The 12,598-nt window shown below is 66.2% G+C and carries 10 protein-coding genes; 4 read left to right on the top strand and 6 right to left on the bottom strand.

Going from position 1 to position 12,598, the window contains the following annotated elements:
* Positions 1 to 111: 111 nt before the first annotated feature.
* Positions 112 to 1,209 carry a Gfo/Idh/MocA family protein gene (locus tag SH602x_RS07095; protein ID WP_479476121.1) on the top strand — a complete coding sequence of 366 codons (1,098 nt, stop codon included), beginning with the start codon at positions 112 to 114 and terminating at the stop codon, positions 1,207 to 1,209.
* A 141-nt stretch (positions 1,210 to 1,350) separates the two neighbouring features.
* Positions 1,351 to 2,511 carry a hypothetical protein gene (locus SH602x_RS07090; protein ID WP_479476120.1) on the top strand — a complete coding sequence of 387 codons (1,161 nt, stop codon included), beginning with the start codon at positions 1,351 to 1,353 and terminating at the stop codon, positions 2,509 to 2,511.
* Positions 2,512 to 2,608: 97 nt separating this feature from the next.
* On the opposite strand, the gene SH602x_RS07085 is transcribed toward SH602x_RS07090, so the two are convergent.
* The 6 genes from SH602x_RS07085 to SH602x_RS07060 all read right to left on the bottom strand — a co-directional run bounded on the left by SH602x_RS07085 (position 2,609) and on the right by SH602x_RS07060 (position 10,147).
* Positions 2,609 to 3,472 carry a glutaminyl-peptide cyclotransferase gene (locus SH602x_RS07085; protein WP_479476119.1) on the bottom strand — a complete coding sequence of 288 codons (864 nt, stop codon included), beginning with the start codon at positions 3,470 to 3,472 and terminating at the stop codon, positions 2,609 to 2,611.
* 354 nt (positions 3,473 to 3,826) lie between these two features.
* The gene (locus SH602x_RS07080; protein ID WP_479476118.1) at positions 3,827 to 4,762 is read right to left on the bottom strand and encodes a serine/threonine protein kinase; all 936 of its coding nucleotides are present in this window, start codon (positions 4,760 to 4,762) and stop codon (positions 3,827 to 3,829) included.
* 126 nt (positions 4,763 to 4,888) lie between these two features.
* Entirely contained in the window at positions 4,889 to 6,490 is a 1,602-nt protein-coding gene (locus SH602x_RS07075) for a sulfatase family protein (RefSeq protein WP_479476117.1), read from the bottom strand.
* A gap of 23 nt (positions 6,491 to 6,513) precedes the next feature.
* Entirely contained in the window at positions 6,514 to 7,818 is a 1,305-nt protein-coding gene (locus SH602x_RS07070; RefSeq protein ID WP_479476116.1) for an outer membrane protein assembly factor BamB family protein, read from the bottom strand.
* Positions 7,819 to 7,913: 95 nt separating this feature from the next.
* A complete protein-coding gene (locus SH602x_RS07065) occupies positions 7,914 to 8,729 on the bottom strand; it encodes an SDR family NAD(P)-dependent oxidoreductase (RefSeq protein ID WP_479476115.1) in 816 nt (271 codons plus the stop codon).
* A gap of 71 nt (positions 8,730 to 8,800) precedes the next feature.
* Positions 8,801 to 10,147, bottom strand: a complete 1,347-nt coding sequence (locus SH602x_RS07060; RefSeq protein WP_479476114.1) for a Trx7/PDZ domain-containing (seleno)protein — start codon at positions 10,145 to 10,147, stop codon at positions 8,801 to 8,803.
* A 235-nt stretch (positions 10,148 to 10,382) separates the two neighbouring features.
* On the opposite strand from SH602x_RS07060, the gene SH602x_RS07055 reads away from it, so the two are divergent.
* Both SH602x_RS07055 and SH602x_RS07050 read left to right on the top strand, forming a co-directional pair.
* Positions 10,383 to 11,048: an NADPH-dependent F420 reductase gene (locus tag SH602x_RS07055; RefSeq protein ID WP_479476113.1), complete on the top strand. Its 666-nt coding sequence runs from the start codon at positions 10,383 to 10,385 to the stop codon at positions 11,046 to 11,048.
* A gap of 74 nt (positions 11,049 to 11,122) precedes the next feature.
* Positions 11,123 to 12,562 carry a hypothetical protein gene (locus SH602x_RS07050; RefSeq protein ID WP_479476112.1) on the top strand — a complete coding sequence of 480 codons (1,440 nt, stop codon included), beginning with the start codon at positions 11,123 to 11,125 and terminating at the stop codon, positions 12,560 to 12,562.
* Positions 12,563 to 12,598: the final 36 nt, after the last annotated feature.

The following is a 12,598-nucleotide window of genomic DNA, read 5'->3' as shown; positions in this document are numbered from 1 at the left end:
CCTCCGATTCCGCGTTGACACGATCGAGAGGGGGGCGGTATCAAATCCGTACGCGCCGTCATGGAACGAAGGCGCCGTCGCTCGTCGCCGATGCCGGAAAAGGAATTCCGCGTGAAGCCGCTACGTCTCGCCGTGATCGGCACGGGCCATCTGGGAAAGATTCACGTTCGCCTGGCGCGCTCGATCGACGACGTCGCCCTCGTCGCCGCCGCGGATCCGAGCGAGGCGAACCGTCGCGAAGTCGCCGAGAAGTACGGCGTTTCGACGTACGAAAACTGGCGAGACGTGCTGCCGCTCGTCGATGCCGCGATCGTCGCGACGCCGACGGTGACGCATCACGAGATCGCGTCCGAGGCGCTGAAGCAGGGGATTCACGTCTTCGTCGAGAAGCCGATCACGCTCAGTTCCCGCGAAGCCCGCGATCTGGTCGACCTGGCGCGACGTCAGCAATGCGTCCTGCAGGTGGGTCACGTCGAGCGCTTCAACGCCGCGTTCGCCGCCGCGGAGCCGCATCTGTCGCAGCCGCGGTACATCGAGTCGCTCAGGTCGAGCGGGTACACGTTCCGGTCGGTCGACGTCGGCGTCGTGCACGACCTGATGATTCACGATCTGGACCTGGTCCTGACGCTGGCCGATTCGCCCGTCGTGGACGTCAAGGCGATCGGCATGGCCCTGTTCGGTCCGCACGAGGACATGGCGCAGGCGCGGCTCGAATTCGCGAACGGCTGCGTCGCCAACCTGAGCGCCTCGCGCACGAGCTTTCACGCAGCGCGAACCATGCAGTGCTTCTGCGAACGCGGTTACGCGAATCTCGACTTCGCCGCTCCCGCCGCGACGCTCGTTCGTCCGGTCGAGACGCTCCTCCGCCGGGAGGTGGACATCCATGCCTTCTCCGCGGAAGAGAAGGCCGCCTGCCGCGATCGGCTGTTCCAGGACTGGCTGCCGATGGAGGCGCTGACCCTGGAGCCGGTGAACGCGATTCTGGACGAGCAGCAGGATTTCGTCACCAGCATCCGGTCGAAGCGCGACCCGCGCGTCACCGGCGAACACGGACTGCGGGCGGTCGAGACCGCGGAACGGATCCTCGACGCGATCGCGGATCATCGCTGGAGCGACGAGTTCGGCGGACCGACCGGACCGCACGCCGTTCCGCGACCGGCAATTTCCCGGGTCGGGAGCGAGCGGCCGACCGTGCGAAAGGCCGGCTGACCTTGGCGCGAGCGTGAGCGACGTTCGGCTCCCTCTAAACCAGAGCCGGCATGGCGTTTGCTCCTTTCAGGGGGAATGTCGTGCTGCGTGCGCGTTCATTGAACTCGCCGCAGCCCGCAAGTCTCCCGGGAGTTAACCGCCATGCGTCGCCGATCGTTTACCGCTCTCGCCAGTTCGACCGGACTTTCGCTTTCGCTCGTCGCGAGCGCGTGGGGGCAACAGGATCCGCCTTCGGACGCTCCGCCCCCGCCTCCCGCTCCGTCCGCCGTCGAAGCCCCCGCACCGCAGCCCGTTCCGCTTCCCCGGGTCTTTTCCGGACCGCCTGTGGACGCAGCGAAGGCCAATGACGACCCCGCGACGGTGCGGACGGAGATTCGCGCCACGCTGGTCGAACTGGCCCGGCTGGCCCAGGAAGTGGAAGCGCTCGACGAGTCGACGCCCGTTCCTCCGAATGCCACGCAATTGCGTCAGCGCGCGTTGCTGCAGGTTCGCAAGAACTGGAAAGACGCGACCGACCGGACGGCCCTGCTGCCGGAGAACGATCGCGCCGCGTACGAACCGGCGATTGGGGTGTGGGACAAGGACGTCGTGACGTCGGCGGAGCTTCAGGCCGCGATCGACGAACTTCCGGCAGCGACCGCGACCGCGTCGCCTGCGGAGACGGCAGTCGTCGTGCCGACCGAAGTTCCGCTGAAGACGAAGACCATCGAGGCCGTCTCGGCGGAACTGACGCGCCCCAACGACGCGGCTTTTCCCGCGGAATGGGACGGGACGTTCGACGCGACCGTCAGTCGTTACGTCTTCGACGACGTCGTCGAGATGCGCGACGCGCAGGGCCTGATTCAGATCGTGCCGTTTCGCGCCGAATGGGCGTTCGCCGACGGCGCCTGGCAACTCGCCTTCCTGCGGGTGAACGGCGAAATCGCGATCGAGCGAGAGCTGGTCTCCGCGATTCCCGCAGGCGACCGACCGGCCCTGGTCTACGTCGATCGTCAGCCGGAAGCCGACCGCGTCGCCGTCGGAGCGAGAAAGGCCGTCAGCGATCTGCGCGGCGCCTATCTCGGCTACCGCAACTTCCTCGAAACGAGCCGGACCTGGACCATGGCCGACGGAACGACGTTTCAGGCGAAGTTGGTGAGCGCCGCTCCGCAGGCGAACGGTGCCGTCGCGAAGCTCCAGACGTTCGACAAGCCGGCGACGGCAGTGCCACTCGTCAATCTGTCGGTCGCCGATCAGGACTACGTCGTCGCCTGGATGACCGAAAACGCCGCAGGCGTCACGCCGACGATTACGGCGCCGTAAGCAGGCGCGAAGCGTCGAAAACCTCGTCGAGCCCGCTGTCCACGACGATCGTCGGCAGCGGGCTCGTTTCGTTTCCCGAGGCGATCGGCGAGGAGCCTCACCGCGACGGGCGGGGCGCGATGCGAATCTGGTACAGGCGCGTCCAGTTCTTCCCCGTGACGAACAGCCGATCTCCTTCGGCGTCGTAAGCGATGCCGTTCAGCACCGCTTCGTTGTGGGGTCGCACGTTCCGGGGCAGGCCGGAGAGATCGATCCAGCCGGTCACCTGGCCGTTCTCGGGCGAGATGCGGACGATCACGTCCTCCCCCCAGACGTTCGCGAAGATCTCGCCGGCGACGTATTCGAGTTCGTTCAGCTTGGCGATCCGGCGACCGTTGCCGAAGACCTTCAGCGTGCGGACGACCTCGAACGTCTCCGGATCGCGAAACTGCAGCGTCGAGCTGCCGTCGCTCATGATCAGATGTTTGTCGTCGTGCGTCAGGCCCCAGCCCTCGCCCTTGTAGGCGAATCGCTTCACCTCCTGCAGGGTCTGGCGGTCGTAGACGATCGCGGTCTCGTTTCGCCACGTGAGCTGGTAGATGCGATCCTTCCAGACGGTCGTTCCTTCCCCGAACAGTCGGGGGTCCAGGTCGACCTCCTGCGTCGCGACGCCGTCCTCCAGCCGTACGATGCGGAGCTTGGACTTTCCTTCCTGACCCGTCCCTTCGACGAACGTTCCGTCGCCGAGCCACTCCAGGCCCTGCGTGAACGACGCCTGATCGTGCGGAAACTCCTTGATGATCTCCGCGACGTAGTAGGCGGGGCGCGTCCGGTCCACGCCGCTGGCGACGTACGTCCCGATCCCGTACGTCACGAGGATCGCCGCGAGGAGGATGACGACGGCGCCGATCAGCTTGAATCGCATCGGGAGGGGCTCGCGCGGGTTCGTCGCGACGCCGTCGCGGGGGAGGGGGCGGCTCACGAGGGTCGATCTTCCTCTGAGCGAGAGCAGGGCAGCGACCGACTGCCCTCGGACCGTCCCCGCATTATGTCAGGCAGGCCGCGGATCGGACAATCGCGAAGTCGGGGAGAAGGACGTGAGGAGAAAGATCTCGCAACGTACGATCCGTGTGCCATGGCTGGCTTGTCCAGCCGTGCCGGCCCCTCGTTTCGCTCGTCCCTCGCGAAACGTCTGGCGCGACGCTGTTCGAGCGGGAAACGCTAGAGGCGCGTCGGGCGACCGATTCCCGCTGCAAGCACGGCTGGACAAGCCAGCCATGGCACACGGGCGGAGCGCTCAAAGCCGGCGTGCCGACGATGCGAATCTCGTCGCTCTTCACCCCCGCTTGCCGTCGCCCTTCAGCGGCCGAATCGCGTTCAGAATGGCCTCGCACGTGGGCGGACGCTTCTCCGGATCGGGGTCGATGCACTTCATGATCAACGCGGCCAGTTCCGGGCGCAGATCGGGGGCAAGTTCGAGGATCGGCTGCGCCGGGTTCGTGTCGTGCGCGAGCGCGCCGGTGCCCGTGGCGTCCTGACCGCCCCAGGGATAAGCCCGCGAAAACAGGCGATAGAAGCTGACGCCGAGCGCGAAGATGTCGACCCGCCGGTCCGTCGTGCGACGACGCACGATCTCGGGCGCCATGTAGAGCGGCGTGCCGGTCCGGTTCCCCGGCTGCTTGTAGGGGGGCAGGTCGGGCAGCGTCAGGCCGAAGTCGATCAGCTTCAGCGACGTCGCGTCGGGCGAACAGATGAAGTTTCGCGGGCAAACGTCGCGATGGATGAACCCCGCGTTGTGAACGGCGGCGACCGCCTCGGTCATCTGCCGCATCAGTTCGACCCGGTTGCCGTCGAGCAGCGGATCGTCGCTGTTGACCAGCGAACTCAGGTTGGGGCCGTCGAGATACTCCATCAGGAGATACCGCTCGCCCTTGATCGTGTCGCCCGCCTCCAGCGTTTCCACGATCCGGGGATGGTGGAACTTCATCGCGATCTGGCCCTCCCAAGGTTTCCCGATGGGACGCCAGCGGCTCTCGAAGGCCTCGTACTTTTCGGGGTCGAGAATCTTCAGTCCGACGGTCTGGCCGTTCGTGATGTCGCGCACGCGCTGAAACTTCGACATCGTGCCGGTCGAAGCCTCCTTCGAGAACTCGAACCGTGCGCCGACGTCGAGCTTCTTGAACTTCTTCGTCTTGCCGGAGTCCGCGGCCTTGCCGGCGCCGGAGCCTTTGCCCCGGGCGAAGAGGGCGCTAAAGCGATCGAACAGGCCCATCGTGGACTTCGTTCCGCGAGCGAGAGAAGAAGGGCGCGACGATCCATTCTAGAAGGTCGGCCGCCGCTCGCGATCCGCGCCGGATCGATCTTCTCGAAAACTGCATGGTCGACCCTGGAGCGCCTTCTAGCGAGTCGGCGAATCGACCGCAGATTCCGCGGGAGGCGGAAACGAGCGGATCGGACTGAATCGCGGATACGTTTCGAAAATCTCCCCTCCGTCGGCGCTGGCGCGGGGATCGCCGGTCGCGGCGAGCGTCTCTTCCAGCTTTGCGACCAGCTGCGACTGAACCTCCGAGAGATCGGGATCCTCGAACCGGTTCGTCAGGCAGCCCGGATCGGCGGCGACGTCGAACAGTTCCCACTGCGGCCGTTTGCCGAAGCTCGCCTGAAAGAGGGCCTGCATTTCCGGTTCGTCGCGATGCGCGATCATGAAGCGCTTGGTCGGCCCGTCGTCGATGTCGGTGTACGCGCCATGCTCGGGGCCGAGCTTGCCGGACGAGACGAGCAGCGTCGGATCGCCTGCGGGCCAGCGCTCGGGATGATCGTTCTTTACCAGCAGGTAGCGCTCGCCGCGGATCGCCCGCATGGGATAGCCCCAGTTCTCGTATCGCGAAGACGAATGGCGTTCCCGCGACGTGAAGGCGTAGGCCTCGCCCGCGTCGCGTTCGTCGCGGCCCGCATGCAGGACCGGCAAAAGACTCTTCCCCCGCATCGCGGTCGGGATCTCGACGCCGGCTGCGGCGAGGATCGTCGGCGCGAAGTCGATATGGCTGGTGACGACGTTGGTGACACGTGCCGATGCTTGATCGTCCGGCTTGGGCATGGCCTGCGGCCAGGAGATCGCGAGGGGAACGCGGAAGCCGTAGTCGTAGCCGTTCGCCTTGGCGCCGGGAAACGGCATGCCGTTGTCCGCGGTGACGATCACGAGCGTCCGCTCGAGTTCGCCCCGTGCGGCGAGCAAGTCGAGCATCCGCCCCAATTCCTCGTCGAACCGTTCGACTTCCGCCAGGTAGTTCGCGAGATCCTTCCGCACCTCGGGCGAGTCGGGCAGGAAGGGAGGAACGGTAACTTCCTGCGGATCGATGCCGCGGCGTTCATGGGCGCCTTCGTCGTAGTCGCGGTGCGGCTCGGTCGCGCCGAACCAGAAGAAGAAGGGCTTCCCTTCCGGCTTCTCGGAGAGGAAGGCTTCGAAGTTGCCGGCGTAGTCGTTGGCGCTTTCGCCCGGGATGCGCTCGGAATGCTTCTTTTCGTTCCAGCCCGGGCCGGCGGGGTTGCGCGTTCGTCCGGTGATCTGCCAGTTGCCGGGGCCCCAGCCCTTGCCCGTCATGCCGACGAAGTAGCCCGCCTCGTCGAGCAGGTCGGGGAAGACCACGAGGTCGGCGGGGAAGGAACTGGCATGCGTTCCCGCCTCGCGAAGTTCCCAGGGGTAGCGGCCCGTCAGCAGGCCGGCCCGCGACGGAGCGCAGCCGGGCGACAGACAGAACGCCTGGCGAAACAGCATGCCCCGCTTCGCCACCGCGTCGAACGCGGGCGTCTTCACCGCGGCCGTTCCGCCGATCGTCGTATGCGCGAACGACTGGTCGTCCGAGATCGCGAGGAGAACGTTCGGGCGATCGACGCCGCCGGAGACGCTTTCTTCCGCGCGGACGTCGTCAGCGAGGAAGGCGCCGGACGCGATGCCGAGGGCGAAGAGCCAGGCGGCGAGGGAGAGGCGATACGCAGGCATGGCGGGCGGACTCGCGGAGAAGATCAGGGTTTCGCGCCGACGCGGATCAGTTCGGTCTCGGTGCGGAGGAGCCAGCCGCCCGGCAGGGGCGAAGGCGTCGCGAGCGATCGTGCGCCGGACGGATTCTCCGCCAGCAGTTGGAACTCGCGGCCCGGCTTCAGGACGTACGTCACGCCGTTCTCGTCGGTGACGAACAGCTTGCCGTCGCCGTACACGAACGAGGCGGAGAACTCTCCGCCGAGGCGTTCCTTCCAGAGTTCTTCGCCGGTCGCGGCATCGACGCACTTGGCGATGCCGCGGTCGCTGACCGTGTAGAGCAGGTCGTCGACCAGGATCGGCGAAGGATTCAGGGGCGCGTCGCGATCCATCGTCCAGACGACCTGCTCCGTCAGATCGCCCGTCCCGCCGAGTCGAATCGCGAGAATCTTCGGTTCGTTGTAGCCGGTCGCGATATAGAGCAGGCCGTTGCCGACGACCGGACGGGGGACCAGGGAATAGCCGTCGTACGTGACCCACCAGATCTCTTCGCCCGTCCGCGGGTCGTAGCCGGCGACATGGTCGGCGCCGACGCTGACGACCTGCGGCTTGCCGTCGATGGTCGCGATCAGGGGGGTGGAGAAGCCGATGCCGGCGATGCGTTCCTTGCCCCGGTCGGAGGCGACATGCTTGCGGGTCGTCCGCCAGCGTTCGTCGCCAGTCAACTTATCGAGCCCGACGAGAAACTGGGCGTCGCGACCGTCGCAGTTGACGATCAGCAGGTCCTCGAACAGTACGGGCGAGTTGCCCGGTCCGTGCGAATGATCGTGCTCCAGAACCTTCGACCAGACGACCTCGCCCTGATCGGTCAGGCAGGCGGTGCCGTGGGCGCCGAAGTGGACGTAAACGCGGTCGTCCTCCAGAACGCAGCTCGGCGAGGCGTGACTGTTCTTGCCATGCACCTGACCGAGCGTTTCCTTGTCGAAGACCGTCCGGTCGAGCTGAAGTTCGCCCGTCGCCAGATCGACGGCGAACACATGCAGCGTGGCGTCCTCGGCGTTCGCGCTGGTGATCCAGACGCGACCCTCCTTCCAACTGGGCGACGACCAGCCGAGGCCGGGGATCGCGGTCCGCCAGACGACGTTCGACGCTTCTTCCGGCGTGGCGTTCCACTCGAGGGGCAGCGGCGTCAGAGTCGTGTGCCCCTGGCCGGTCGGACCGCGGAACTGCGGCCAGTTCTCGTCCGCTCTGAGCGACGGAGTCAACGACGTCGTCAGCGACGCGAACGCGAAAAGCAGGGCGGCGATCGGGAACCAGTTCGAACCAGAGGTCGGTCGAGCTTCGAGGCGCATAGCGGAACCGGAGGCAGGCAGGCGGAAGGGGAACGACCTGGCGAGGACGCTCATTAGAGCGCCCGCAGAAGCCGCTTGCGCCAGGCGAACTTAGCCTAGTTCGGACCCGCGTCGGGTTCGAGGAATCCGGGGATCGGCCAACTGAAGGCGCTGGTGAAGCCGCCGTCGACGTACAGGATCTGACCGGTCATGAACGCGGCGGCCTGGGAGGCGAGGAAGACCGTCGTGCCGACCATGTCTTCCGGAACGCCGAGTCGCTTGAGCGGCGTGTTCGCCTTCGCCCAGTCGGCCATCGTCCGGTCGGACCAGAGCTTCTGCGTCAGATCGGTCAGGATGAAGCCGGGCGCCAGGCCGTTCACGCGGACGCCGAACGGTCCCCACTCTTCGGCCAGCCCTTTCGTCAGCGCCCCGAGACCCGCTTTGCTGGCAGCGTAGGGGCCGACGTTACGAAGCGGTCGGTCGACGTTCAGCGAGAGCACGTGCACCTGCGATCCGCTCCGGCGCTCGACCATCGACTGGCCGACGGTCTTCGCCACCCAGAACGCGCCCTTGAGGTTGACGTCCACGACGGCGTCCCAGTCCTCTTCGCTCACCTCGAGCGCCGACTTGCGACGATTGATTCCGGCGACGTTGATCAGCGTATCGATCCGCCCGTACCGTTCGAGAATTTCGGCGACCATGCGCTGAATCGCTTTGAGGTCTCGTACGTCGCAAACCGCGGTTTCCAGTCGCTGGTCGGGAGCGTTCGCGAGACCTTCGAGCTCGCTCAGCGCCTCCCTGTTCGTCCCGGTGGCGATCGTGACGGCGCCGCGGCTGGCGAAGCCGAGCGCGATGGCTCGCCCGATGCCCCGGCTCCCTCCCGAGACGAGCACGACCTGATCACGGACGGAAAAAAGTTGGTCGTGCGTCACGGGCGGTAGTCGCGTGGGTGGGAGGGTTCCGGAGCGAAACGAATCGCGATTCGAACCGACCGCAGAAGAAACTATTCCTGCTGGCGGATCCCGATGGGGACGCGCTTGCCGCCGCGGAGGAAGACGAACTCCACGTTATCGCCGGGGCGATGATGTTCCAGGCCGTAGGCGAGGAGGTCCGTTTCGCGGAGCAGATCGGTGCGTCCGTTCATGGCGACGAGAATGTCGCCCACCTGGACGCCCGCCTGCTTCGCGACCGCATGATTGCCGTACTGACCGACATGCTTGACCCGCAGGGCCGTCGTGTCTTCCGACAGTTTCAGATCGGCCCGGGCCGAAGCTTCCAGCGGTTCGAGCACGAACCCGCCGAAGATCATCCGCCGGAGTTCCCAGGAACTGGCGCGCCAGGAGATATCGTCCGCCCGCCGCCAGCCTTCTCCGAGCGGAAGAGTGACCGTCGCCAGTTCCCCGTCCCGGCGCACGCTCGCGGTCAGGTCGGCTCCCTCCGGCGCGGTCTGATGCAGAACCCACTGCACGTCGGCGATCGAGAGGAGCGGCTGCCCCGCCAGCGTCAGGATTTCGTCGCCTTCCTGAAACCCGGCCTTCGCCGCTGGAGAGTCGGGCACGACCTCCTTCACCAATGGACGCGTCTTCGGATCGAGGATCAGCCCCAGGCTCTTCGGATGGGGATAGCCGAACAGGATCTTCTCCGAGAGGGGTTCCTCTGAGTCGCGGGCGAGCGTCTTGATCGCGTCGCCGACCTGGTGGCAGTGGATGCAGCTTTTCACGACGTCGCCCTGGTAGTCGATCTGCGCGCCGTACTTGCCGTCGAACTTCGGAAACTGCTCCGGAGTGGAGAAGGCCGGGGCGGGACCGCGTTTCGCAGTCAGCGCTTCGCGGTTCTTCGGCCACTGGCGATGCAGCTTCAGAGCGCCCTCCATGGCCGCGGCCATTCCTTCCACGGAGACGTCGTCGGACCAGTACGTCCGGTGCGAACGCGTGCCGTATCGACCGTAGATGCCCCCCTCGGCGTTCAGGAAGAACGCCGCGAACGACTGGTCGTAGTCGAACTGAAACGTCGCCAGGTCGAGGCCATTGGTCGAAACGATCCGGACGCAAACGAACTCGTCCAGCAGGCGCCGGATGGTCGGGTTTTGGTGAACCAGTTCGTCGTCGAGCTTGACGCACTCTTCGCATGGGATGCAGCGGAGCACGACGAGCATCGGCTTGCCCGTTTCGCGAGCTTTCGCGTAGCCCGCTTCCAGGTCGCCGTAAATCCAGAAGTCGAGCTTCTCGAACGCCTGTTTATCCGCGCGGACCTTTTCTTCGCGCGTCTGACCGACGGCGGTCGAGGACCAGGCGACGGCGACGCCGAGGCAGATGACGAGCGCGGAGCGTGCGCGGCGAAGGGGAGACATGGCGGGGCGGACTCCGAACGAGGCCGAAAGAAGAGAGGATTCGCGCGGGGGCGAACGACCGTCACGATAGCCTGCGCGAGCGCCGAGAACAATTCGCCGGCTGGGCGTCCCGTCGTGACCGTTCCGAGCGGCTTGCGGTTCCTTCGCGGGACGCCTCATCTTTCCGCGACGGCGGGGCCTCCTTACAACAGACTTCCCGCCAAACTGGACTATCGACTTCGGAAAGCCTGAACGGATGGAGATTGCGGTTCTCGGTGCCGGTCGAGTCGGCACGGCCCTCGCACGCGGCTGGTCCCGCGCGGGACGCAGCGTCGCGATCGGCTCCCGCGACCCCGGCGCCGCGCAAGCGAAGCTGGACGCGATGGGCATCGAACTGCCGACGCTGTCGTACGCGGACGCCGCGAGCGCCGCCGAAACGATCGTGCTCGCGCTCCCCTATCCCGCGTGCGTTGAGATCGCCGAAGGCCTGGGAGAGTTGTCCGGCAAGGTCGTCATCGACTGCTGCAATCCGCTGAACGAACGGTTCAACGGGCTCGCGCTCGGCTACGACGACTCCGCGGCCGAACGCATCGCGCGGCGCCTGCCCCGAGCGTTCGTCGTTAAGGCGTTTAATACGGTCAGCGTCGCGACGATGGAGAATTCGCGGTTCCCGGAAGGGAAGGCCTCCGTCTTCTATTGCGGCGACGACGCCGGCGCCAAGGGTCGCGTCGACCTGCTGGCCGTCGACCTGGGGTTCGAGGCCCACGACGCCGGGCCGCTGCGGAGCGCGCGGTATCTCGAACCGCTGGCCATGCTCTACATCCACCTGGCGATCAACGAAAACTGGAACTTCCCCTTCGCGTTCGGAATTCTCAAGCGCGATCCCTCCGACGGTCGACCGATCGCCTCCGGGGGAGATTGACCTGCCCTCCCGTTCGAAGCAGGATCGACGGGCCGGTCCCTCCGCCGCGACGCTTACCCCGTGACGAAGACTGCATGACGAATCGAATTGCGCTGCTCGGTTTCGTGTTCCTGACGTCGTTCGCAGGAGCCTGTTTCGGGGCTGACGGAGCGGAGCCGCCCGAACGGGTCGACTGGAATTCCACCTCGCCCGGCGATCGGAGCGTCTTTCGCAAGCAGGCGTCGGGCGGCTGGCTCGAACTGAAGCCCAACGGAGGATCGGTCGCCTTCGAGCAGTCGGACGCGAACGACGAGTACGTCGAGCTGTTCGATGCGGGACGCGCGATCCGCATCCGTCTCGGCGCCGAGAGGTCGCGGATGAAGATCGGCGACCGGGACTGGTTCGACTGGCTCGCCGGCGACTGGATCGACGCGACGGATCTGCCGGAGTGGGCTTACCTGGCGCCGGTCGATCATCGCGTGCGGCTCGTCTACTTCGTGCCGAAGGATCGCGAGCCTACGGCGAAGTGGCGGGAGAAGATCGTCATGCTGATGACGTTCGTGAACGACTTCTACAAGGACGACTTCCGCCGACGCGGCTGGAACGATCGCGGCCTCGTTTTCGAGACCGACGAACAGGGGACGCCGATCGTTCACCTCGTTCGCGGCGATCGAACGGCGGTCGAGTACAACGGGGCGCCGGAGTACGACGTCTATCGCCATCTTGATCGGTGCCTGTCCGAGATCCCGCCGAAAATCGGCGACCAGCGGCGACAACTGGTCGTGTCGTTCCTGGAGACCTACGACCCGGGCGACGCTCCCTTCGAGTGGCCGGGCGGTCTGGCCCTCGGCGGTCAGCGCGGCGTCGACGGCGGCATGGGCGCCTTCTCCGCCTGGATCCTTCGCGACGAGTTCTGCGCGACGTCCCGGGAGGAGCAACTGAAGCTGCTGACCGACGCGACGCCGATCGAGGGACGCAAGGCGCATGGCCACCCTCGGATCGACTCTCCCCGGTTCGAATTCATCGAGGACGGCTTCGGCGCCGTGATCCATGAAGTCGGCCACGCGCTCGGCCTGCCTCACGATCAGCGCCGCGACGATCGCTACATCATGGGGAACGGCTTTCGCAACCTGCGATTGAACCTGGACGAGTCGCTGCCGCTGGAGCGACGCGTGCGCTTCTCCGACGACAACGCCCGGCTCCTGAAGCAGTCGCGGCATCTCAACCCCGACTGGGATCGCGAGGACCGCACGGCTCCGAAAGTCGAACTTTCGCTGTCGCCGGCCGAGAACGGCAAGGTCGCGGTGAAGGCGATCATGTCCGACGATCGCGAGCTCGCTTCGATGCTCTTCTGCGATACGATCAACGGCAACGTCATCCAGGGCCAGGAGCTGCAGGGCGCCGAGGCGACGGTCGAAGTCGAACTCGACGTTCGCGTCGACGAAAAGAAGAAAAGCCAGGGCGTCGAGGCCTTCGTCATCGACAAGAGCGGCCGCATCACGCGCGTCACGGAGCGGCTGAAGAAAGCGGAGTAGCGGACGGTCGATCGTTCGACGTCAGGCTTCGAATCT

The sequence above is a fragment of the Lignipirellula cremea genome (assembly GCF_056501455.1).
The sequence above is the reverse complement of the archived record's forward strand: the minus strand, read 5'-3'. Positions and strand labels throughout refer to the sequence as shown.